Annotated in this window: 22 protein-coding genes; 11 read left to right on the top strand and 11 right to left on the bottom strand. The window is 65.5% G+C overall.

Translation table 11 applies throughout. The features are described from left to right. Window positions 1-3: 3 nt before the first annotated feature. Entirely contained in the window at window positions 4-513 is a 510-nt protein-coding gene (locus tag C8J46_RS14280) for a hypothetical protein (protein ID WP_132740430.1), read from the bottom strand. Window positions 514-688: 175 nt separating this feature from the next. Between C8J46_RS14280 and eno the strand changes: the two genes are divergently transcribed. Then, the gene (gene eno / locus C8J46_RS14275) at window positions 689-1,969 is read left to right on the top strand and encodes a phosphopyruvate hydratase (protein WP_132740427.1); all 1,281 of its coding nucleotides are present in this window, start codon (window positions 689-691) and stop codon (window positions 1,967-1,969) included. Window positions 1,970-1,994: 25 nt separating this feature from the next. Beyond that, window positions 1,995-2,321: a septum formation initiator family protein gene (locus C8J46_RS14270; protein ID WP_055878455.1), complete on the top strand. Its 327-nt coding sequence runs from the start codon at window positions 1,995-1,997 to the stop codon at window positions 2,319-2,321. 7 nt (window positions 2,322-2,328) lie between these two features. On the opposite strand, the gene C8J46_RS14265 is transcribed toward C8J46_RS14270, so the two are convergent. Together C8J46_RS14265 and C8J46_RS14260 are read right to left on the bottom strand one after the other, a co-directional pair. Beyond that, entirely contained in the window at window positions 2,329-2,943 is a 615-nt protein-coding gene (locus C8J46_RS14265) for a hypothetical protein (protein WP_165886557.1), read from the bottom strand. Between the two features lie 187 nt (window positions 2,944-3,130). After that, window positions 3,131-3,955: an alpha/beta hydrolase gene (locus C8J46_RS14260; protein WP_132740421.1), complete on the bottom strand. Its 825-nt coding sequence runs from the start codon at window positions 3,953-3,955 to the stop codon at window positions 3,131-3,133. 125 nt (window positions 3,956-4,080) lie between these two features. Between C8J46_RS14260 and C8J46_RS14255 the strand changes: the two genes are divergently transcribed. Continuing rightward, window positions 4,081-5,820, top strand: coding sequence for a DUF885 domain-containing protein (locus C8J46_RS14255; protein WP_132740418.1), 1,740 nt, complete (start codon window positions 4,081-4,083; stop codon window positions 5,818-5,820). 341 nt (window positions 5,821-6,161) lie between these two features. Here C8J46_RS14255 and C8J46_RS14250 read toward each other — a convergent pair whose 3' ends face one another. After that, window positions 6,162-7,577 carry an MFS transporter gene (locus tag C8J46_RS14250; protein WP_132740415.1) on the bottom strand — a complete coding sequence of 472 codons (1,416 nt, stop codon included), beginning with the start codon at window positions 7,575-7,577 and terminating at the stop codon, window positions 6,162-6,164. 58 nt (window positions 7,578-7,635) lie between these two features. Between C8J46_RS14250 and C8J46_RS14245 the strand changes: the two genes are divergently transcribed. After that, window positions 7,636-9,783 carry a prolyl oligopeptidase family serine peptidase gene (locus C8J46_RS14245; protein ID WP_243643402.1) on the top strand — a complete coding sequence of 716 codons (2,148 nt, stop codon included), beginning with the start codon at window positions 7,636-7,638 and terminating at the stop codon, window positions 9,781-9,783. A 165-nt stretch (window positions 9,784-9,948) separates the two neighbouring features. Here the strand turns inward: C8J46_RS14245 and C8J46_RS14240 are convergent, their stop codons facing one another. Then, entirely contained in the window at window positions 9,949-10,500 is a 552-nt protein-coding gene (locus C8J46_RS14240) for a glycine zipper 2TM domain-containing protein (RefSeq protein WP_132740412.1), read from the bottom strand. Between the two features lie 104 nt (window positions 10,501-10,604). Beyond that, the gene (locus tag C8J46_RS14235; RefSeq protein ID WP_132740409.1) at window positions 10,605-10,898 is read right to left on the bottom strand and encodes a hypothetical protein; all 294 of its coding nucleotides are present in this window, start codon (window positions 10,896-10,898) and stop codon (window positions 10,605-10,607) included. A gap of 172 nt (window positions 10,899-11,070) precedes the next feature. Between C8J46_RS14235 and C8J46_RS14230 the strand changes: the two genes are divergently transcribed. Both C8J46_RS14230 and C8J46_RS14225 read left to right on the top strand, forming a co-directional pair. After that, window positions 11,071-11,358, top strand: a complete 288-nt coding sequence (locus C8J46_RS14230) for a type II toxin-antitoxin system RelE/ParE family toxin (RefSeq protein ID WP_132740406.1) — start codon at window positions 11,071-11,073, stop codon at window positions 11,356-11,358. After that, the gene (locus tag C8J46_RS14225; protein ID WP_132740403.1) at window positions 11,358-11,654 is read left to right on the top strand and encodes a HigA family addiction module antitoxin; all 297 of its coding nucleotides are present in this window, start codon (window positions 11,358-11,360) and stop codon (window positions 11,652-11,654) included. The genes C8J46_RS14230 and C8J46_RS14225 overlap by 1 nt, the downstream gene beginning before the upstream one ends. A gap of 433 nt (window positions 11,655-12,087) precedes the next feature. On the opposite strand, the gene C8J46_RS14220 is transcribed toward C8J46_RS14225, so the two are convergent. Beyond that, window positions 12,088-14,379, bottom strand: coding sequence for a UvrD-helicase domain-containing protein (locus C8J46_RS14220; RefSeq protein WP_132740864.1), 2,292 nt, complete (start codon window positions 14,377-14,379; stop codon window positions 12,088-12,090). Between the two features lie 395 nt (window positions 14,380-14,774). Here C8J46_RS14220 and C8J46_RS14215 point away from each other — a divergent pair, with 395 nt between their 5' ends. From C8J46_RS14215 to C8J46_RS14200, 4 genes are all read left to right on the top strand, one after another. Further along, window positions 14,775-15,524, top strand: a complete 750-nt coding sequence (locus C8J46_RS14215) for a Bax inhibitor-1/YccA family protein (protein WP_132740400.1) — start codon at window positions 14,775-14,777, stop codon at window positions 15,522-15,524. 89 nt (window positions 15,525-15,613) lie between these two features. Then, window positions 15,614-16,405, top strand: a complete 792-nt coding sequence (locus C8J46_RS14210) for a transglutaminase family protein (RefSeq protein ID WP_132740397.1) — start codon at window positions 15,614-15,616, stop codon at window positions 16,403-16,405. 141 nt (window positions 16,406-16,546) lie between these two features. Further along, on the top strand, window positions 16,547-16,846 hold the full coding sequence (locus C8J46_RS14205) for a hypothetical protein (RefSeq protein WP_060526722.1): 300 nt from the start codon (window positions 16,547-16,549) through the stop codon (window positions 16,844-16,846). 237 nt (window positions 16,847-17,083) lie between these two features. Next, complete coding sequence (locus C8J46_RS14200) at window positions 17,084-17,638, top strand: hypothetical protein (RefSeq protein ID WP_132740394.1); 555 nt, start codon at window positions 17,084-17,086, stop codon at window positions 17,636-17,638. A gap of 123 nt (window positions 17,639-17,761) precedes the next feature. Here the strand turns inward: C8J46_RS14200 and C8J46_RS14195 are convergent, their stop codons facing one another. From C8J46_RS14195 to C8J46_RS14180, 4 genes are all read right to left on the bottom strand, one after another. Then, the gene (locus C8J46_RS14195; RefSeq protein ID WP_132740391.1) at window positions 17,762-18,490 is read right to left on the bottom strand and encodes an extensin family protein; all 729 of its coding nucleotides are present in this window, start codon (window positions 18,488-18,490) and stop codon (window positions 17,762-17,764) included. A gap of 1 nt (window position 18,491) precedes the next feature. Further along, window positions 18,492-19,250 carry an NUDIX domain-containing protein gene (locus C8J46_RS14190; protein ID WP_132740388.1) on the bottom strand — a complete coding sequence of 253 codons (759 nt, stop codon included), beginning with the start codon at window positions 19,248-19,250 and terminating at the stop codon, window positions 18,492-18,494. Window positions 19,251-19,307: 57 nt separating this feature from the next. After that, window positions 19,308-20,690, bottom strand: a complete 1,383-nt coding sequence (locus C8J46_RS14185; protein ID WP_243643401.1) for a S1 family peptidase — start codon at window positions 20,688-20,690, stop codon at window positions 19,308-19,310. A gap of 125 nt (window positions 20,691-20,815) precedes the next feature. Beyond that, window positions 20,816-21,820 carry a polysaccharide deacetylase family protein gene (locus C8J46_RS14180; RefSeq protein ID WP_243643400.1) on the bottom strand — a complete coding sequence of 335 codons (1,005 nt, stop codon included), beginning with the start codon at window positions 21,818-21,820 and terminating at the stop codon, window positions 20,816-20,818. Between C8J46_RS14180 and C8J46_RS14175 the strand changes: the two genes are divergently transcribed. Then, on the top strand, window positions 21,819-23,015 hold the full coding sequence (locus C8J46_RS14175; protein WP_243643399.1) for a cupin-like domain-containing protein: 1,197 nt from the start codon (window positions 21,819-21,821) through the stop codon (window positions 23,013-23,015). The genes C8J46_RS14180 and C8J46_RS14175 overlap by 2 nt on opposite strands. Window positions 23,016-23,034: the final 19 nt, after the last annotated feature.

Below are 23,034 nucleotides of genomic sequence, written 5' to 3'. Positions count from 1 at the left end.
GCGTCAGGCCTTCGGGTTGGCGTCTACGCCCGACTGGACCAGTCGCGCGATGACGAAGCCGATGGCTGCTGCTGCGCCGACCGCGATCGCCGGCGACTTGCGGACCAGTTCGCGCGCGTCGTCGACCAGCTCGTCGATGTCCTTCGCCTTCACCTGGTCGGCGAAACCCGAGACGCTGTCGGCGGCGCTGCGGGTATAGCCGCCGTACCGGGAGCCGAGCTTGTCGTCGACCTGACCGGCGGCATCGTTGAGCAACTGCGCAATCTGCTCGAGCGCGCCGCTTGCACGGGCCTTGCCGTCCTCGGCGAAAGTGCGTGCCTTGTCGGCGGCCTGCGCGCTGTACTTGCTCGCGCTTTCCTTGATCGCCTGCTTGGCGTCGGCGGTCTTGCCGGAGAGATCGCTGGTGCCGTTGTCGCCCATCTTGTTATCGATCGTCTTGCTCACCTCGGTGCCGACCTCGTTCGCGGTCGTTTTCAGGTCGTTGACGGTATCGTTTACGCTGGAGTCGGCCATGACGGTCCCTTTCAGAATTGTTACGCCCTCAACACCGCCGCCGGAGCACGGTTCCCGAACCATCGCGCGATTGCACGACACTATTCTCGGGTGTCCGCGCGATTGCCCGATATGGCGCGAGACGGTAGAGGCGGCGCGAACGACCCGGCACCGGGATTTGTAGGAGCATCGTTACGTGACCGCAATCATCGACCTTCATGCACGCCAGATCCTCGACAGCCGCGGCAATCCGACCGTCGAGGTCGACGTGCTGCTCGAAGACGGCAGCTTCGGCCGTGCCGCCGTGCCGTCGGGCGCCTCGACCGGCGCGCACGAGGCGGTCGAGCGCCGCGATGGCGACAAGACCCGTTGGGGCGGCAAGGGCGTCGATGGCGCGGTCGACGCGGTCAACGACGAGATCACCGACACCGTGCTCGGCATGGACGCGGAGGACCAGTCGGACCTCGACCGCGCGATGATCGAACTCGACGGCACCGAGAACAAGGGCCGACTGGGCGCGAACGCGATCCTCGGCGTCAGCCTGGCCGTCGCCAAGGCGGCTGCCGAAGCGCGCGGCCTGCCGCTGTACCGTTATGTCGGCGGCGTGCAGGCGCATCTGCTGCCGGTGCCGATGATGAACATCATCAACGGCGGCGAGCATGCCGACAACCCGATCGACTTCCAGGAGTTCATGGTCGTGCCGGTCGGCGCGTCCAACATCCTCGAGGCGGTCCGTTGCGGCTCGGAGATCTTCCACACGCTGAAGAAGGGCCTGAGCGAGAAGGGCCTGTCGACCAGCGTCGGCGACGAGGGTGGCTTCGCGCCGAACATCGGCAGCACCACCGAGGCGCTCGACTTCATCATGTCGAGCATCGAGAAGGCTGGGTACAAGCCCGGCGAGGACGTGATGCTCGCGCTCGATTGCGCGGCAACCGAGTTCTACAAGAACGGCAAGTACGACATTTCGGGCGAGGGCCGGATCCTCGAGAGCGCCGAGATGGCCGAGTATCTGGCCGACCTGACCCGCCGCTACCCGATCTTCTCGATCGAGGACGGCATGGGCGAGGACGATTGGGAGGGCTGGAAGACGCTCACCGACCTGATTGGCGACAAGGTCCAGCTGGTCGGCGACGATCTGTTCGTGACCAACCCGAAGCGTCTGAAGCGCGGGATCGACGGCGGCTATGCGAACTCGCTGCTGGTGAAGGTCAATCAGATCGGCACGTTGACCGAGACCTTGGAGGCGGTGTCGATGGCGCAGCGGGCGAAGTACACCGCGGTGATGTCGCATCGGTCGGGCGAGACCGAGGATGCGACGATCGCCGATCTGGCGGTCGCGACCAACTGCGGGCAGATCAAGACGGGCAGCCTCGCGCGGTCGGACCGGTTGGCGAAGTACAACCAGCTGATCCGGATCGAGGAAGAGTTGGGTGACGCGGCGCGCTATGCGGGTCGCGACATCCTGATCGGCGGCTGATAAGCTGGAGTTCGGGAGAACGAGCATGGCACGCGTGACGACGAAGACCAGCAAGCTGCGGAAGACGATGCGCAAGGCCGCGTGGCCGGCGCTGGGGCTGACGCTGATGGCGTTCTTCGGCGCGTATGCCGTGCTCGGGCCGAACGGGATGTTCGCGTATGGCGACTACAAGCGCCAGCTTGCGAAGCGCGAGCAGGACTATGCCGCGCTCGATCGCAAGCGTGAGGTTCTGAAAAACCGCGTTGCTCTATTGAACCCGGATCATGCAAATCCGGATATGGTCGACGAGATGGTCCGCAAGGAGCTGAACGTCGCGCATCCGGACGAGGTTATCGTCCCGCTGGGCAATTGATGCCGGCTTACCACCACTGCACATAGGAAGGGCACGGGAACACCGTTTGTGGCCCGGAACGGCGTGAACGGGGTCGCCATACGCGCACGGCCTCGTAACTCGCTTGGCGCTTGAGGGCGATGCAATAGCGCCACGGCCGGCGGAGTGGGACCACGTTCGTCAGTACGTGATAGTCGCGTTTGGAGATGCGAATATCGTCACGCTCACCCTCCGATCCGATCGATAGGAAGGGCGTCGCCTTTGCAAGGTCCACCGCGTGGATGGGGAAAATGGTGGTGACGACGGGCTCGTCGGATCGCCAGAACAGGGCGACGTCGACCATTCGATAGGCGACCGTCGCGCCGACGATCACGCCAAAGACAAAGCCGATCGTAGCCATCAGGCAGCGGACCACCCAGGGTCGCGCCTTCGCTTTGTGGTGGCCGACCGCACCTTCTACCACACCGATCACGATGCCGGTCCGAAGCCCCGCCATACCGCCGAGCAAACTGATCGCGGTGACGAACCAGATGTTGATGGGTGAGACGACGATCGTCGAGGTGGCGTTGATCGTGACGACCCAGCCAAGGAAAGCCGCAACGGAAACGCCGATGGCGGCCCGATAGGCTTGGCGTGTCGGCAAGACGCGACGAGGCGCGCGAGTTTGGTATGAGAGGGCCACGCGGATGTCGTAGCTGGGAAACTGTAAACAAGTTAATTGAGCGCGACCGAGGCTGGTTTTTCGACCCCCGTTCCCGGTTCCACCTAATCCAGGGTTACTGGCGAGCGCCAGAACCCTGGATCAGAACGATGTGGAGACCCGGAAAGCGTTACTTACCCAGGAACGTCAGCAGATCGTTGGTGAAGCGATCGCTCTCGGTGATCGTCAGGCCGTGCGGTGCACCGTCATATTCGACGAGCTGCGAGCCGGCGATGCCCTTGGCTGCAGCACGGCCGGTGGCGTCGATCGGCACCGTCTTGTCGCTCGTCCCGTGCACGATCAGCGTCGGCACGCGGAACGCCGCCAGATCGCTGCGGAAGTCGGTGTGGCCAAACGCCTCCGCACAGCGCAGCGTCGGATGCAGGCCTGCCTGCATCGCCAGGCCCCAGGCCCAGTCGACAACCTCATCGCTGACCGGCGAGGTGATAAACCCGACGCCGAGGAACTGCTGGAGGAAGGTCTTGAAGAACGCCGGGCGGTCGTCCTCGATGCCCGCGCCGATGCTCGCCAACGTTTCCGCATCGACACCGTCGGGGTTGTCGTCGGTCTTGAGCATGTACGGCACCACCGACGCGATCAGCCCGGCGGCGACCACGCCCTTGCCGTCGTAGCGGCTCATGTAGCGCGCGATCTCGCCGCCACCCATCGAGAAGCCGACGATCGTCGCATCGGTATTCGCGCCGGTCGCTTCCATGACATCGGCGAGATCGTCGGTGAGCGTGTCGTAATCGTAACCGCTCCAGGGCTGGCCCGAGCGGCCGAACCCGCGACGGTCATAGGCGATTGCGCGGAAACCGGCGTGTGCGAGCGCCATCGCCTGCGCGTCCCAGCTGTCGGCGTTGAGCGGCCAGCCATGCGTGAGGATCACCGGGCGGCCGGTGCCCCAGTCCTTGACGTAAATATCGGTACCGTCACGGGTTTTTACGTAGGGCATGAAGCAATCCTGTCTCTCGAGGGAGGTGTGCGTTCAACGGCTCATCGTGCGGGCCGTTCCGCATGCTGGCGTACCAAGACTTCGACTGGCAGCATGGCGCCAGACGAATCGGAATTGGAGACAGGATGCGGATCGGACTTTTGACGACGGCGCTCGGCGCGGTCCTCGCCTTGAGCGCGTGCGGCCCTGCGCAGACGACCGCGAACACGCAGGCTCCTGCTGCGCCGACGACCGCCGCGAAGGGCGACTGGGCGGGGTTCCGCGATGGCTTCATCGACGGCTGGTTCAAGATCGATCCGGCCAACGCGGTCTACCAGGGCAAGCATGAGTATGATGGCGGGCTCGGCGACTGGAGCGCCGCGGGACTGAAGCGACAGGCGGACTTCCTGCACGGCGCGATCGACAAGGCGGGGGCGTTCAAGGATCTGAAGCCCGCCGAGGCGTTCGAGCGCGACTATCTCGTGCAGGTCGCCAAGGGTAAGCTGTTCTGGCTCGAGGATGCCGACCAGCCGCATCGCAACCCGGCCTGGTATGTGAGCGCGGGGCTCGATCCGAACACGTATATCGCGCGCAATTATGCCGATGCGCCGACCCGAATGAAGGCACTGACCGCGTTCTTCCAGAAGATCCCGGCGGCGGCGGGCAACATCAAGGCGAACCTGAAAGCCCCGATGCCGCTAAGCTATGTCAATTACGGGACGGCGGCGTTCAACGGCTTTGCCGACTATTACGCGGGCGACGCGGTGAAGGCGTTTGCCGGCGTGAAGGATGCGGCGGCACAGAAGCAGCTGGCCGATGCGGCAAAGGCGGCGGCAGCGGCGATGCGCGATCTGGGGACGTGGACCGAGGGCCAGCGCGCGACCGCGACGCAGGATTTTGCACTGGGGGCGGACAAGTTCGCACGGATGGTGGCGATGACCGAGGGCGTCGATACGCCGCTCGACCAGCTCGAGGCGGCGGGTGTCGCGGATCTGAGGCGCAACCAGGCGGCGCTGGCGCAGGCCTGCGGCGTGTTCGCCAAGGGGCTGTCGATCACGGCGTGCATGGACAAGATGAACGCGAACAAGCCGGTCGGCGGCCCCGTCGCGGAGGCGCGGCGACAAATCCCGACGCTGCGTAAATTCGTGGTCGATCACGACCTACTGACAATCCCGGGGACCGAGCAGGCGCTGGTCGAGGAGTCGCCGCCGTATAACCGGCAGAACTCGGCGTATATCGATCCGCCGGGACCGTTCGAGACGGGCGTGCCGTCGATCTACTATATCTCGCCGCCAGACCCCGCCTGGACCAAGACGGTGCAGGACGCGTTCGTGCCGGGCAAGGACGACCTGCTGTTCACATCGGTGCACGAGGTGATGCCGGGGCATTTCGTCCAGTTCCTGCATGCGAACCGGTCGCCGTCGCTCTTCGGACGGCTGTTCGTCGGCTATGCGTTCGCCGAGGGCTGGGCGCATTACGCTGAGGAGATGATGTGGGAAGCCGGGCTCAACAACGGCGATCCCGAGACGCACATTGGGCAGATCTCGAACGCGTTGCTGCGGGATTGCCGGTATCTTTCGGCGATCCGGATGCATGCGAAGGGGATGACGCAGGAGCAGTCGTTCCGGATGTTCGTCGACGAATGTTACCAGGACGAGGGGAACGCGAAGCAGCAGGCTGCGCGGGGGACGTATGATCCGGCGTATCTGAACTATACGATGGGGAAGTTGATGATCCGCAAGTTGCGGGCGGATTGGACCGCGACCAGGGGCGGGCGCAAGGCTTGGAAGGCGTTCCATGACCAGTTCCTAAGCTATGGCGGGCCGCCGATTCCCTTGGTGCGGGCCGCGATGATGGGGGAGGCCAAGGCCAGCGCAGCGTTTTGAGTTTGGGCTGATCCTCCCCGGAACGGGGAGGGGGACCAGCGAAGCTGGTGGAGGGGGCTCTCCCGGCGAGATACGGTCGTTAGTATTCCGGGTTGCGTTCTGCTGAAGCGGTTGCCGAGTTCGCTCTTCAAGGCGGTACGCTCCGGGTGATCCCCCTCCACCCCCGCTCTGCGAGCGGCGGTCCCCCTCCCCGTGCCGGGGAGGAATAGCGGGGTGAACATTGTTCTGCTGCTCCCTCTCCCCCTTCAGGGGAGAGGGCTGGGGTGAGGGGGAGCCAAGCAGTGCAGCGTTTGAGGCTGCCCCTCACCCCGACCCTCTTCCCGGAGGGGAGAGGGAGTAGGTCACCTCGCTTGGGAGGCCGGCTGGACGTCCTGCGTTTCTTCGGTCGGCGGGTTGCGGATCGAGGGGCGGAGGCGGCTCAGGCTGCATAGGCCTGCCACTAGCGCTAGACCTGCTGCGACCAGCGGCGGGGTCATGCCGGCGCCCACGCCCATCGCCAGGAGGGCGGCTACCAGGGTGGCGCCGGTGGTCTGGCCTACCAGGCGGACCGTCGAGACGAGACCGCCTGCTGCTGCGGCGCGTTCGCGGGGGGCGGAGCCGATGATGAGGCGCGCATTCGGCGCCATGAACATCCCAAACCCCGACCCGCACAACGCCATCCGCCACGCGATGTCGAAATACCCCGGATCCGCCGGCATGTAGGCGAGCAGCAGCAGCGCACAGATCGAGACGCTCATCCCGATCCCGCCGAGCAGCCCCGCCGGATACCGATCCGACAACCACCCCGACAGCGGCGCCACGACCATGTTCGCCAGCGGCCACGGCGCGATCGCCGCACCGACCTCCGCAGCGCTGAACCCATAGGCATGCGTCAACCGGAACGGCGTCGACAGCAGCAACGTCATCTGCGCGATGAACGCGGTGTACGCCCCGATCGCCGACAGCGCGAGCACCGGCCGGGCGAGCAGGTCGATCGGCAGGATCGGCTTGGTCTCGCCTTGTTCGCGCTTCACGAAGAACCAGCCGATCACCACGCCCGTCAGCACGATCGCCGCCGACACGATCGGGCTGTCGCCGTGCACCGCGCTCTCCGCGCCACCGATGACGAGCCCGATCATCGCCGCGCACATGACCGCGCCGAGCACGTCGAACGGCTCGTCGCGGCGGTGTGGCTCGGGCAGCGCCCGGCCGAGTAGCAGCGACGCGATCGCGAACGGCACCGCGCTGGCGAACACCCACGGCCACGGCGCGATCGCCAGCACCAGCCCGCCGATCGTCGGTGCGAGTGCTGCCGAACTCGACACCACGACCGAATTGATCCCAAGTCCACGGCCAAGCTGCTTGGCGGGATAGATCGAGCGGATCAGCGCCGACGAGACGCTCAGCGCCGCCGCTGCACCCAAAGCCTGCGCGGCGCGGACGACGAGCAGGAACGGCAGGCTCTTCGCGAAGAAACACAGCAGCGTCGCGACCGTGAACAGCAGCTGGCCGTACTGGTACATCCGCTTCAGCCCGATCCGGTCGCCGAGCCCCGAGAACGGCAGCAGCGCCATCGCCAGGATCAGCTGGTAGACCGTGACGACGGTCACCACCGCGCTGCTGCCGACGTTCAGGTCGCGCGCGATCGTCGGCAGCGCGACGGTGGCGATGCCGCCATCGATGATCGTCAGCGCCGTTCCCGCCGAAATCGCGGCGATCGCCATGAAGCGGCGGGGCTTGGGCAGGCCGTCGGCGGCCGATATCTGGTCCGGTTGCATTGCGGACCGCGATAGACCCCGGCATGTATCGCGCCAAGCAAATCAGGGAGATACGGTGATGCGGGTTCTGGCTTCGATGCTTGCGGCGACGATATTGAGCGGGACGGGGATATTGAGCGGGACGGGCGGCCTTGCAGGCGGCGCGGCGCTTGCCCAAGTCGCACCGATGACGAAAACCGACACTGCCGCCGACCCCTATATCTGGCTCGAGGACAAGGATGGCGCCAAGCCGCTTGCCTGGGTCGAGGCGGAGAATGCGAAGACGCTCCCGCGGCTCCAGAACGATCCGCGCTACAAGACCTTTTATGCCGAGGCACTGGCGATCGCGTCGGCCAAGGATCGCATCCCGATGCCGAACCAGATGTTCGGGCGGATCTACAATTTCTGGCGCGATGCCGACCATCCGCACGGGCTGTGGCGCTGGACGAGTGCGGCAGATTACGCATCGGCAACGCCAAAGTGGACCACCGCGCTCGATCTCGATGCGCTGGGCAAGGCCGAGGGCAAGCAGTGGGTCTGGAAGGGCTCGACCTGCCTCGAGCCCGAGCAGCGGCTGTGCCTCGTCGCGCTGTCCGAGGGCGGCGAGGATGCGGTGACGTATCGAGAGTTCGATCTGCAGACCGGTGCGTTCGTCGCGAACGGCTTCACGCTGCCCAAGTCGAAGCAGGATGCGAGCTGGGTCGACAAGGATACGCTGCTGGTCGCGCGCGATTGGGGTGCGGGGACGACGACGCAGTCGGGCTATGCGTTCGTGATGAAGCAGTTGAAGCGCGGCCAGCCGCTCGACGCTGCAACAGAGGTCTATCGTGGCGCCGCGACCGATCAGGGCGGCACCGCGGCGAACGTGCTGACCGACGAGAAGGGCAACCGCCTGATCGTTATCCAGCGCCGCAAGACGTTCTTCGGCGCGGACAAGCTGGTGTGGACGCCGGCGGGTGCGCGACCGCTTGCATTGCCCGACCGGACGTTCCCGGCAGGGATGATCGACGGGCAGGTAATCTTCTCGACCAGCGACCCGTGGGGCAAGATTCCCGAGGGCGCGATCGCGTCGGCGCCGCTCGCCGAGGTGGAGAAGGGCACGATCAACCCGACGATCGTCTTCGCGCCGGGACCGCGTCAGTCGGTCGACGGCATGGGGCTCACGAAATCGAAGCTGTTGCTGGTCGTGTCGGACAATGTCCGCGGCCGTGCGTCGGTATACACGCATGGGGCAGGGGGTTGGACCGCCAAGCCGATCGCGCTGCCCGACAACGCCTCGATCGACGTGGCGAGCACGACCGATCGCAGCGACGACGCCTATCTGACGGTGACGGGGTTCCTGACGCCGACCTCGCTCTATTCGCTGGATGCTGCGACGGGCGCTGCACCAAAGCCGATCAAGACTCTGCCGCCCAAGTTCGACGCGTCGAACGACGTCGTCGAGCAGTTCGAGGCGACCTCGACCGACGGGACGAAAGTGCCGTATTTCGTGGTCCACAAGAAAGGCATCACGCTCGACGGGACCACGCCGACGATCATGACCGCCTATGGTGGGTTCGAGGTGTCGATGACGCCGAGCTATTCGGGGAGCACGGGCAAGTTGTGGCTGGAACGCGGCGGGTCTTACGTGCTCGCCAACATCCGTGGTGGCGGCGAGTTCGGGCCCAAATGGCATGACGCTGGGCGGAAAACGAAGCGGCAGGTGATCTATGACGACTTCGCCGCGGTGGCGAAGGACCTGTTTGCGCGGAAACTGACGAGCCCGGCCAAGCTCGGCATTTATGGCGGGTCGAATGGCGGTTTGCTGATGGGGGTCGAGTTCAACCAGCATCCGGACCTGTGGAAGGCGGTGACGATCCAGGTGCCGCTGCTCGACATGATCCGGTACGAGGGGATCGCGGCGGGGGCGTCGTGGGTCGACGAATATGGCTCGGTTAGCGTGCCGGAAGAGAAGGCGTTTCTCGAAAAGATCTCGCCGTATCAGAACATCAAGAAGGGCGTCGCGTATCCGGAGCCGTATATCTGGACGACCACCAAGGACGACCGCGTCGGGCCACAGCATGCGCGCAAGTTCGCCGCGCGTCTGAAGGAGTACGGCCTGCCGTATCTTTACTACGAGGATACCGCGGGCGGTCATTCGGGCGATGCTGATATCGAGCAGGGGGCCCGGTTGCAGGCACTGCAGATGACGTACTTCACGCAGAAGCTGGTCGAGCCGGCGAAATAGGGGCTGTTAAAAGAGGGTTGCGGTAATCCTCCCCCGCCAGGGGGAGGTGGCTGGCGCTTGCCAGACGGAGGGGGAGGCGGGCGAAACGCCTGATCCGTGTCCTCCCCCTCCGTCGCCTTCGGCGCCACCTCCCCCTTGCGGGGGAGGATCAGGGTTCGCGACCGATCAGCGGCAACGAACCTGGTTGTTGCTCTGCTCCACCGCACGCCCGGCGAGACCACCCGCCGCGGCGCCCAGCAACGAGCCGACGATCCGCGAACGGCCGCCATCGATTACGTTACCCAAGATGCCGCCACCGGCCGCACCGATGATCAGCCCGGTCGTGCCGTCGTTGCGCTTGCAGTAATAGCGCCCATCCTGCCCGGCATAGACGCGGTCGTTGGTCGCCAGCGTGCGCTCTTGGTAGTTCGGACCCGCACGGTAATAGCGCGAGGGATCGTAATTGCCCTCGTCGCGCTCGTCTGGATACGCTTCCTGATAGCCGCCGCTGCGATCGGGCGCGGTACGATAGCCGGTCTGCGGCGCATAACCGCCGCGATTGCCACGCACCGACTGGTAGCGATCGAATTCCGTGCGGAAGATCTGCAACTCGCTGTCGAGCCGCGCCTGCGCCGCCGCGAACCGCGCGTCGTCGGCCTGCGACTGCGCAAGCGCGGGCGTGGCAACGGAAAGGCACGTCGCCGCAATCACCGCAGCCGTACCGAAGAAACGCTTCATGATCCAAATCCTCGTCAAAGGGTCACATGCAGGGACGGACGGCGGCGTCATGCCACCGCCCGCCTGGTGCCGACGCATTATACTACGCGCCGGCTCGGCTTACATCAGCGGCAGATCTGCACGCGACGATGGTTGCGCCATTCGGTGCGGCAACGGCGATTGTTGTTCCAGTTGCGACGATCATCGCCGCGGCCGCGATAGCGCCGGTCGTCATGGCGATCGCCGCGGTGATCGTCACGGCGGAAATCACGCCGATCCCCACGGTGATCCCCACGATGATCGTTGTCGCGATACTGCTCGCTATGCCCGCGATCACGCTGCGCTTCGGCAGGAGCGGCGGCGCCGAGGCCGAGCGTTGCAAAGGCCAACCCGGCGGCGATGAGATGCGTAAACTTCATGAGATGTCCTCTCGAACCCGACAATCGGGATGTGCCGGTGATACGGCTGTCGAGAGACATCGTTCCTGAACGGGGTTGTCGGCTGCGGTACAGGTTTGGAGACGCGAGTGACGACGCATGTAAAGCGTCACTTGTCGGTTGACGTCAAGGCGAGTCCGGCGCAGCATCGGGAATGGTCATCGACTCCATCCGGCATAAGGCCTTGCGGTCGTTTGCCGAAACCGGTCGGGCCAAGGGGTTGCCGGGCAACCTGGTCGATCGATTGCGTCATATGCTGGCGTATATCGCAGTGATGGAGAGCGTCGACGAACTGGCCGTACCGCCCAATTTCGGCGCGCATCGACTGACCGGCGATCGCGCCGGTCTATGGTCGCTGACGGTGACGAAGAACTGGCGGATGACGTTTCGGATCAACGATGCCGGTGGCGTCGAGGATCTCGATCTGGAGGATTATCACTGATGGCAATCAAGTTGCATGCAAGCTTCGCGGTCCACCCCGGCGCATGGCTGCGCGCCGAAATCGTCACGCCGCACGGGTTGAGCGTAACGGACGCCGCCGCCAAGTTGCGCGTGACGCGACAGGCGATGAGCAACCTGCTGGGAAGCCGTGCCGGATTGTCGGCCGAGATGGCGATCCGGTTCGAGAAGGCGTTCGGCTTGCAGGCCGAGACGCTGATGCGAATGCAGGCCGCGTATGATCTGGCACAGGCGCGGGCGCGTGAGGGCGACATCGAGGTTGAGCGAGTGGCGGCTTAGGCGCCGTCAAAAAACGACTATCTGACTGGTCTACATTTGGTGGGTCAACGCTTCAGATACGCGTCCAGGATTTACATTGAATTTCTGTGCCACGTCGCGCTGGTGTAGTTTTGGAAACCTAGCGGCGAATACCCTGATATCTTCCGCGAGTTCTGGTGTAAAATGCGCGCTTCGCACCGAGGCACGTGTGACGGGCGAATTTCGATACGTTTCGTCGGCTAGATCGTGAAGTTCTTCGATGCCGAACTCGTCTGCGATCTCACGAAGTCGAGAACGTATCTCAGGAATCGTTCGCTTGTTACCCGACATGTATCCGTCCTCGACTCGAAGTCTTGGGGAATGATCTCAAACTTACCGGATATTTGCAAGTTTACGGGAATGGGCGAAAAATGATCGGTTGAATTCGGCAAGTAGCGAGTGCCGACGCTTTACTTCACCCTATGGTCACGAAACTATCCATCACCCGCTTGCGCCCCGACTGTTCGAAGTCGATCTCCAGCTTGTTGCCTTCGATCTCGGCGATCGCGCCGTAGCCGAACTTCTGGTGGAACACGCGCATGCCGAGCGAGAGGTCGTCGCGGCCCTTGTTGCCGAGGCTGATCGCGCTGGCGCGGCTTTCGACGACGCGGGCGGGTTTGGTGGAGAAGCTGCTGCCGGTGCCCGCCGCACTCCCCGACGCGCGTTGCCAGCCGGGACCGCGGCCGGTGCCGCGCGCGACGTCCGCGAACGGATCGGCGCGGTCGGACCAGTTGGCCTGCCACAGGCTCGCGCCGCCGGACATCGTGGTTTCCGTATCGATATGCTCAGGTGGGAGTTCAGCAACGAAGCGTGACGGGATCGAGGAGTTCCACTGGCCGTAGATGCGGCGGTTGGCGGCGTGGATGATGACGGCGAGCCGGCGGGCGCGCGTGATCGCGACATAGGCCAGGCGGCGTTCTTCCTCGAGGCTCTTCACGCCGCCTTCGTCCAGGGAGCGCTGCGACGGGAACAGGCCTTCCTCCCAGCCGACCAGGAATACCGTGTCGTATTCGAGGCCTTTCGCGGCGTGGATCGTCATGATCGTGACCTGTGGATCCTGCGCCCCGCCCTCGTTGTCCATCACGAGCGACACGTGTTCGAGGAACGCGCCGAGCGAGTCGTATTCCTCCATCGCGCGGACGAGCTCGCTGAGGTTCTCAAGGCGCCCGGTCGCCTCGACCGATTTCTCGGCCTGGTACATCGCGGTGTAGCCACTCTCGTCGAGCAATTGCCGCGCGAGTTCGGCGTGTGGCAGGCTGGTCGCCATGTCGCGCCAGCGGGCGATGTCGCCGACCAGCCGGCCGAGCGACTTCTTAGCAGCCCCGGTCAGTTCGTCGGTGTCGAGGATGCGCGCGGCGGCGGTGGTCAGTGGCGTGCCGGTGGCGCGGGCGAGCTGGTGGATGCGCGCGACCGCCTTGTCGCCGAGGCCGCGCTTGGGGACGTTGACGATGCGTTCGAAGGCGAGGTCGTCCGCCGGTTGGTTGACGACCCGGAGATAGGCGAGCGCGTCGCGGATCTCGGCGCGTTCGTAGAAGCGGAAGCCGCCGACGATCTTGTACGGCATGCCGATCGCGATGAAGCGGTCCTCGAACTCGCGCGTCTGGTGCTGCGCGCGGACCAGGATCGCGACCTCGTCCAAGGATTTGCCCGAGCGCCGGACGATGTCGATCTCCTCGCCGACGCGGCGCGCTTCCTCGGGGCCGTCCCAGACGCCGATGACCTTCACCTTCTCGCCGACATCGCGCTCGGTCCAGAGCTGCTTGCCGAGCCGTCCGCCGTTGTTCGCGATCACGCCCGACGCGGCGCCGAGGATGTGCGGCGTGCTGCGATAATTCTGTTCGAGGCGGATCACCTTCGCGCCCGGAAAATCGCGTTCGAACTTCAGGATGTTCTCGACCTGTGCGCCGCGCCACGAATAGATCGACTGGTCGTCGTCACCGACGCAGGCGATGTTCTTGCGCTCCTGCGCGAGCAGCCGCAGCCAGAGATATTGCGACGAATTGGTGTCCTGATACTCGTCGACCATGATGTATTTGAAGCGCTGCTGATACTGCGCCAGCACGTCGCGGTGTGTCTTCAGGATGACGAGCATGTGGAGCAGCAGGTCGCCGAAATCGCACGCATTGAGCGCGATCAGCCGCGCCTGGTATTGCTGGTACAACTCGCCGCCGCGACCGTTGGCGTAGCGCTCGCTCTCGCCCGCATCGATATCGGCGGGGACGAGCCCCTTGTTCTTCCACTGGTCGATCAGCGCAGCGAGGCTGCGCGTCGGAAAGCGCTTCTCGTCGATGTCGGCGGCGAGGATCAGCTGCTTGAGCAACCGCAGCTGGTCGTCGGTGTCGAGGATGGTAAAATTCGATTGCAGCCCGACCAGTTCGGCGTGGCGACGCAGCATCTTCGCGGCGATCGCGTGGAACGTGCCGAGCCACGGCATGCCCTCGACCGCGTCGCCGACCAGCCGGCCGACCCGCTCGCGCATCTCGCGCGCGGCCTTGTTGGTGAAGGTGACGCTGAGGATTTCCGACGGCCATGCCTTCTTGGTGAAGATCAAATGCGCGAGCCGGGCGGTGAGCGCCGCAGTCTTACCGGTACCCGCGCCGGCGATGATCAGGACCGGGCCGTCGGTGGTCAGCACCGCCTCGCGCTGCGGCGGATTGAGGCCGCGGAGATAGGGGGGCTCGGCATGCGGCGCGGACGTTTGGGCGATCTGGTTCACCGGTGAACAGGTAGGGAACGGGGGACAATGGGGCAAGCGGGTAACGCTCCCGCGATGCGGCGATGTGTGGAACAAGAAGGGACCATTTAGCGAAGACGGCACCTGCGGGAGGGGGCTGTTCTATACCAACGCCGCGTATCTGCCGGGGATCGTCGACGCAGGCATATCCGCATCGTCCTGCCAATAATGGGTCGGCTCCCATTAAGTCAGCAAGCTCCGATGGATAGCCAACGAAGCGCAAACGGCAACAAGACGGCACTATGGAAATTGCGGCAGGTTAACCGCGAACCACAGCGCCGATGCAACCACTCAGCTTGAAAAGCGTCCTGTAAAAGACGATATTCACCGCAACCGGCACCATGCCGGACAAAGGAGCTGATTTCACAATGGCTAATTGGTCTGACCCCCGGCCCCGCGCCGCGCCGTTCGGAACGACGGCCACGGGCCAGCGTACTGAGGCCTATGACGCTGGTCTCCGGTCGTACATGCTGTCCGTGTATAACTACATGGGCTCGGCAGTCCTTCTGACGGGCATCGTCGCGATGCTGTTCGCGTGGGGTGGCGCAGAGTCGCCTGCCGCACAGGTGTTCGTCAACGGCGGCATCCTGAAGTATGTCATCATGTTCTCGCCGCTCGCGATCGTATTCGGCATGAGCTTCGGCCAGAACCGGATGTCCACGGGCACGATGCAGTTGCTCTTCTGGGGCTTTGCCGTCCTGATGGGCCTCTCGATGTCGACCATCTTCCTGGTCTATAGCGGCACGTCGATCGCAGGTGCGTTCTTTGCGACCGCAGCCGGTTTCGCTGGTCTCAGCCTCTACGGCTACACCACCAAGCGCGACCTGTCGGCGTTCGGCACGTTCCTGATCATCGGTGTCGTCGGCCTGCTGGTCGCGAGCCTGATCAACATGTTCCTGCAGTCGGGCGTGATGCAGCTGGTCATCAGCGGCGTCGGCGTGCTGCTGTTCGCGGGGCTCACCGCCTACGACACGCAGCGTACCAAGAGCCTTTACGCGCAGGTCGCGGGCACGGACATGGTCGGCAAGGTCGTCATCATGTCGGCGCTGAGCCTGTACCTCGACTTTATCAACATGTTCATGTTCGTGTTGCGTCTGTTTGGTAGCAGCCGCAACTAACTCCCGCTAAGGGTTGTAAGAACGCAGGGCTCGGCGGGACACCGCCGGGCCCTTTTCTTTATGGCCTTGAGACAGGAATGGGACGCGCAATGCGGCTCTCGATCGACGTGCGTCTGGATTACGGAATCACGGGGGATGCCGACGTGCTCCTCCAGATCGAGGCGGCGGCGATGGCCGACCAGAAAATCGAGTCCGAGTCCCTCACTCTGTGGTCCGACAGCGCGATCCGCGCGGTGCGCGGCGAAGACGGGATCGGCCAGCGCTGCTGGTCGCGCGGGCATGGCCGGTTTACCGCCGAATATAAGGCCATCGTCGCAGTGAACCGCGAGCGCGTTCAGCTCGAGCTGTATCCGGCGACGCCGCCGCGGATGCTCGACGGCGAGCTGACGCCGTATCTTATGCCGAGCCGCTATTGTCCGTCGGATCGGTTCGAGGGTTTCGTCGCACGCGAGTTCGGCGGGCTGGAAGGTGGGCCCCTGGCGGCGGCGCTGACCGAGTGGGTGTACCAGTCGCTCGATTATCGCTGCGGGTCGAGCAGTGGGGAGACGACCGCACTCGATACGTTCGCGTCGCGATCGGGCGTGTGTCGGGATTATTCGCATTTGCTGGTGTCGCTGGCGCGCGCGGGCGGAATCCCGGCACGCTGCGTGTCGGCCTATGCGCCGGGCGTCGATCCGCCCGACTTCCATGCGGTCGCGGAATTGTGGCTGGCAGGGGACTGGCGGCTGATCGATGCGACCAAGATGGCGACGTGCAGCGATATCGCGCGGGTCTGCGTCGGGCGTGATGCAACGGATATCGCGTTCATGACCGTGTTCGGGCAGGCGTATCTCTGGGAGCAGACGGTGAGGGTGACGCCGCTCGACTCTCCGTCATCCTGACGAAAGTCAGGACCCAGGGTTCCGGGGGGCGCGTTTGTGGCTCTGGGTCCTGACTATCGTCAGGATGACCGTTGCGCTTGCGCAGGAACGCTCCGCCCCTTCGACCGTTGGTCACCGCCAAGATTAAAAAGGGACGTCGCAATGACCGACATAGACAAGAGCGCGCTGGACAGCCTGTCCGTAGCGCCCGACGACAAGGATGCAGAAGGCAAGAGCTCGGGTCGCGATCCGCGCCAGGAAGCGGGCCAGGACAAGTCGATCGGCAAGCGCCTGCAAAAGAACCCCGACAGCGCCGACGCCCGTCTCGACAACGGGCTCGACGAGTCGATGGACGGCAGCGATCCAATTTCCGCGACGCAGCCGGGGTCCGGCAGCGAGCCGGCCAAGTCGTCGGGCTATGACGAGGACGCAGAGCGGGCATTGCGCGAAAAGCAGGCGTAACCCGAGCATCTGCTCAACGAACAGGCGTCGGTCGGCAACGACCGGCGCTTTTTTTGTTGCCCAAACGCCTCGCAACGCAATCGAATCGCACGATTTCGTTCGGTTCATCGCAGCCTTGTTGCAGCGCAACAGCTTTCATGGTCGCTTGGCGTTACGGAAAGATGACGCGCGATAGGAACGTTGTTAACCATCCGAGCGCATAGTCTGCCGGTTCCTTGACGAGAGCGGGGTGACGACATGGCTTCCAGAATGAAACCGGCACAAGGCTCGATGACGCTGGCCGAGATGAAGGAATTTGCGGCTTTTCCGAGTTCGACGCAGCGGTACATCCGCCGTTCGCTCGACGTAGGGCTCGACCGCGAGGACGCGATGCTGCGCTGGTCGCGCGACGTCGTCGAGGCGGCAAGCATCCGGGCGCAAGCGCGGCTCTACAATAATCTTCCCGATCTGCGCGCGATGGTGCCCGACGATAGCGGCCTCGATGCGATCGAACCGTTCCTGGCGCCGTTGATGACCCTGGTAGCGTTCGACTTGGGGCAAGGGCGGCTGACGAGCTTTTCGGCGCTGCGGTTTCTGTACGAGCGATTGATCGGCGCGGAGGTTAGGCCGTGGTTGCCGTCGGCGTTCTGTGCCGCGGCCGCGTTGCCGCATCTACATCCGGAACTGCGGCGGAAACTGCTTCAGTCGATCAGCGAGGCGGCAGCGACGGCGTCGGGCTGGTCGAACCGGCAGCCGGCGTTTTTCCCGTACTGGGTCGAGAAGGTGGATTCCGGCACGACGCTGGCGAGCTGAGGCTAGTCCCGTTCGCCCTGAGCGAAGTCGAAGGGTCTGTCTCGCGCGCAGGTGCTTCGACTTCGCTCAGCACGAACGGGCAGAGGGGCGGGCAAAGGGGCGGGCAGAGGGGAGCACGGTGGATCACCGGCACGCCCGCCAGCCCATCGCGCCACGATCGGCCTGATCCAGATGCAGATGGTCGGCGTGCGCGGCGTTGTAGTCGGGGGACAAGGTCGTCGCGAACACCTTGCACGCGCCGTCACGCACGTCGCGCAGGAAGGCTGATTTGGCGTCGTCGCCCTTCCAGTCCCGCGCGACGGTGATGCGCGTGCCGTCGGTCAGGCGGAATCCGGCGATGTCGACCGCGTCGGCGGTTGAGTGTTCGCTCCAGGTGCCGGCATCGCGCCCGTAGATCCGCCGGCAACTGTAACTCCCGAAATGATCGATACTGGCAACGCGCGCCCCGAAATGGCGTTGGGCTGCGGGCTGGACGACGTCCCATTCCCACATCGATAGCGCCGCGGCGACCGGGCAGGCGACGCCGAGGCCTGCGGGCACGAACGCGATCGTCCGAGCGCCATCGGTCAGCCTGACGCCATCCGAATACCCGCATTGCCCCTCGCCCTTGCGCGGCGGCAGGACGGTGTAGCGCACCCCCGCGCGATCGAGCAACGCGCGGCATTGCGGGAAATCCTCGGTCAGCGCAGTGAGCTTTCGTCCGGTGAGCATCCCGATCGGCTGACCGAGATCGAGCGGCGTCCAGGGCAGATCCTGCGGGCGCCCGCGTAGCCCCGACCAGAGCATCATGCCGAGCGCCGCGACAATCGCCAGCCCGACGAGCCAGCCGAGCGTCAGTCGCACCGTCCGCATGTCAGCCGCGCACCGCGTCCGATATCGGCTCCGAGGTGATCGGATAGCCGAGATCGTGCGGGATACAGAGATGTTCGACGCCGTCGCGCGTTTCGGTCCACGGCGTCACGGTCCGCACCGGATGCGCGCGCGCGTGCTCCACGGCGGCAGCAAAGTCGGCGAACTGTGTCAGCCGTTCGAGATTGCGCCGCGTCGGAAAAATGATCGTCGCGCGCCCCGCATCGGCTTCCGCCAGCACGTCGGCCGCCGTTGCCCAGAACAGCCGGACATTCTCCGTCGCATCGACCTGCGCTTCGGGGGCGCCCGCCGGCAACCGCGCCAGGTAGAAGCGCGTATCGAAGATCCGGGCATGCGCATGCGCCGGTCGCCAGCGCGCGAAATATTCCAGCGCATCCAGATCGAGACCGACGGCGGCGTCCGTCAACGCCTCGCCGAACGCGGTCCCGGCGTGGAGCGCCGCGCGCATGCGGGCGAACGCGGTCGGGGAGGGCATCGGCGATAGCCCGATCGGCAGACCGGCTTCCTCGATCGTCTCGCGTACGGCGGCGATCCGTGCCGCGCTTTCGGCGTCTCCCGTCCCGAGTACCGCGGCCAGCGCATGATCGCCGGGATCGACTCGCCCGCCGGGAAAGACCAGCGCGCCGCCTGCGAACGCCATCGCCTTGGCGCGTTCGACGAACAGGAGTTCCGGCGGTCCGTCGCCGGCGTCGCGGAACACGACCAATGTGGCGGCGGGAATTGCGGGCGGCGTGTCGGTCATATCGGGGCGTAACGCGTCAATTGCCGATCGGGTAGCGCAAGCGGTGTCCGTGCAACCTCAAGGCGTGACCGGGGCGGGGTTCGTGGCGGCGTAGGCCAGCGACCAGCCCGGCGGCAGATAGTCGGTCGACATGTAGTAATAGAACAGGCACGCGCCATCGCGCCGGTACGTTCCGCCCTTCACGAGACCGAGCGCAACATTACCGTCGAACACCGGCGCGCCGCTGTCGCCGGCCTTGCAGGTCGGGCCTTCGACCGCGATCCAGGTCGGCAGGCACGCGCCGCCGCACAGATCGCCCGCCGGTGCGAAATCGACCATCGCGACCAGCGCGCAACTATACCCGGTTCGTTCGCCGCGGTGGCAGACGAAATCCCCTGCACGCGTGCTCTCGCGGTTGCGCCAGGTCGAGACGGAGCGGGTCAGCGTCTTCGCGGTGTCGGCATAAAATAACGCGGGGAGCGGCGCGCCGGCGGCGATCGTGTTCACCTGCACGTCTTGATAGCCCCAGCCCCATTGCCCGACAAAGTCGAGCGGGACGTTGCCTTGGCGCGCGTCGACATAGGTCAGCGCGTCGGGACAATGCGCGGCGGTGGCGATGCCGGAGCGCGATCCGTCGGTGACGACGAACCCAGTCGTGCAGGCATAACGCTTGCCAACGACCGTCCCCACGACCCGCGCGCCGCCCTCGACCGACGGCGCCGGGGGCATCGGCGCGGGTGGCGGAACGATATCCGGGATCGGCGCGGGCAGATCGGGAGCGGCCTGGGTCTGAGACGGCAGCGCGTCCGTCTGGTCGTTGGTCGTACGGTCGATAGCCTCGATCCGGACGGGCACGCCGGTCATCGTCTCGATCTCAGCCTGCAACGCGCCGTCTCGATCGAGTTCGGCGTCGCGGCCGCTGATCATGACCAGCAGCGCGCCCGTCCGCGGGTCGATCCCAAGGCCGGGCGGATGTGGCAAGGCCGCGCGGATCCGCGCCTGATACGTGGCGATGATCGCCAGCATGCCCGTGCGGTTCATCGCCGCGCCGGTGCGAAACACGATCGGGACGACCATCCCGCCGGCCATGACCGACTGGTCCGGAACAGGGGCGGTGCCGGTCAGCAGGATGACGATCCGATAGGTCGGACTATGATCGATCGCGATACCCGCCCAGCGGTCGAGGTAGGTCTCGCGCAGGCGATCGGTCACCGCGACGCTGTCCGCCTGGGCGCGCAACCGGTGCATCGCCTCGTCGAGCGTGACGCCGAACGCGCGCGCATATTGGCCGGCATCCTGCATCAACGCGTCGACCGGCAACTGGATGCGCGGTCCAGCCGGCTGCGTGACCCCGCGCGTAACGGGCGGCGGAACGATCGTCGGAACCTGCGCTGCCGCGGGTAGCGGTATCGCGGTCAGCAGGGCGAGGGCCAGCAATTGCGGGACTCGAAACATCGACATGGACTGGGCATCGCACCGGAGAGGCAGGCGGGCGCACCACGCGGCACGTCCAGCGCGATCAAACGCATGCACCGCGGTGTCCGATCCCGTCGGCCGTCTTGCGGCGCTCTGGGACGTGGATACGATCAACCGCACGTCACGGCGGGTGGCCCAGCGAGCGCAGGGACCGTGGGTGGCCCGGCCAGCGAGGGCGTTGGCCCTGGTCGCGACAGGTCGAGCGCGGCGGCATAATAGGGATCGGCCTCGGCCTCTCCGAGCGTCACAAACCGAAAGCCCATGGCTTGGTACAGGGCCAGGAGGCGCGGCATCATGCGCGCATCGAACGCACCGACATGAAGCAGAAGGACATAGGGAATGTCGCGGCCGAGCTGCGCCTTTGCGCGCGCGCGGGAGGCGATCGCCGCGGCACGGGCATCGGCCAGAAAGCTGTCCTCGAGGCGACGAACCGCATCGGCGTCCCGACCGATATTGCACCCGGCATAGGGCGGATTCCATTTATAATCGTCGAAACTCATCGTCACGGCAGCGACCCGGTAGCCCTTCGCCCTGAGGCTTGCACGGGCGGCATCGCGTGTCGCGGGCGTCTTGCCTTCCGCCAGGAAGGGGTAGCGAAACCAGTGCCAGTCCGACTCCTGTATAGCTCCCCGTGCAGCCGCTTGTACGGCCCCTCGTACAGCAGCGGTGAGCGGCGCTTCGTTACGAGCGATATCGGCGGAAAAGGCGGCCGCGCCGATGTCGTCGAGATTGGCGTGCGAATAGCTATGGTTGCCGAGCGGCAGGCCGGCCGAGCGCCAAGCCGCGACCGCCTTGGCCGAGCCGGCCGGGTCGTCGGTCCCGAAGCCGCCGTTGAAAAAGCCGAAAGCCGGCGCGTTCGCCGCGCCCAGCGCGCGCACGAGATCGCGGATGACGTCTACCCGTGTCGTACCGGCAGGCAGGGGACCGTGCGCGGGAATATCGTCGAACGTCAGGGCGATCGCCGGACGCGATTCGCGATGGTGGGGTCGAAGTGCCGCGGCGGCCTGCGCCGGCCGGTCCTGACGATCGGTCGACATGCGCCCCGCACCGCCGGTCCGCGCGACGTCCCGCTGCGCCGCGGCGGCGCCAGGCCCCTTGGCCGCGACGACACTCATGGACGCCAGTATCAGCGCCGTCCGCCACCGCATCATCGTCCACTCCATGGTCATCGTCGTTCGCCGCATCACTAACGATGCGCGTCACGGTATCGCAAGTGGTTGGACGCGCGGTGAAAGTAGCAAGCCGATCGCGGTTGCGGTATCAAGCGGCATGAAGATCGATCATCCCGCCGCCACCGATGCGCGCGTCGAGGAACGCGCCGCAGTCGATGCCGCGACGTTCGCTGCCGAAGTCGCGACCAGCTCGACCCCGATCGTCTTGCGCGGGCAGGTTTCGCACTGGGCGAGCGTGCGCGCGGGGCTCGACGGCGATCGTGCGATTGCGGCCTATCTGGCGGGACTCGGCAATGGCGGCCAGCCGATGGAAGTGCTGATCGGCGGACCGGAGTTCGGCGGCCGCTTCTTCTACCGCGGCGACCAGCTCGAAGGCTTCAACTTCCACCGTGAAAAGGCGTCGCTCGGCGCGCTACTCAACGAGCTGCTCCGCCTGTCGGCGCTCCCCGAAAACGCGCGGCATATCCTTTATGCCAACGCCGCGACCGCGCCCGAGCACCTGCCCGGATGGTCCGCGGCGAACCCGCTCGACCTGCCGATGGGCGGCGCCGTGCCAAGGCTGTGGATCGGCAACGGGACGCAGACCGCAACGCATTATGACGGGTCGACCAATCTCGCCTGCGTCGTCGCCGGTCAGCGTCGCTTCACGCTGTTTCCACCCGATCAGGTCGGCAATCTGTATATCGGACCGCTCGACCGCACGCTGGCGGGGCCACCGGCGAGCATGGTCGATCCTCTGGCGCCCGATTTCGATCGCTATCCGCGCTATGCCGAGGCGCTCGGCCACGCGCTGGTCGCCGATCTGGGGCCGGGCGACGCGATCTTCATGCCCGCGATCTGGTGGCATCATGTCCAGGCGTTCGGTACGCTCAACGTGCTGTGTAATTATTGGTGGTCGTTCGATCCGACCGTTTCGGCCTTCAACGCGGTCGTGCATGCGCTGATGGCGGTACGCGATCGGCCTGCGGCGGAGAAAGCCGGCTGGCGGGCGTGGTTCGACCATTACGTGTTCGGCGACGACGCGGCGGCGGCGGCCGATCATCTGCCGATGGCGGCGCGCGGTGTACTCGGGCCGGCAAGCGACGAGCGCACCGAACGCCTCCGCAACTATCTGCTCAAGTCGCTCCAGCGCCGCTGATCGATACGGGTTCGGGCGA

The sequence above is a fragment of the Sphingomonas sp. PP-F2F-A104-K0414 genome (assembly GCF_004340945.1).
Taxonomy (GTDB): domain Bacteria; phylum Pseudomonadota; class Alphaproteobacteria; order Sphingomonadales; family Sphingomonadaceae; genus Sphingomonas.
The sequence above is the reverse complement of the archived record's forward strand: the minus strand, read 5'-3'. Positions and strand labels throughout refer to the sequence as shown.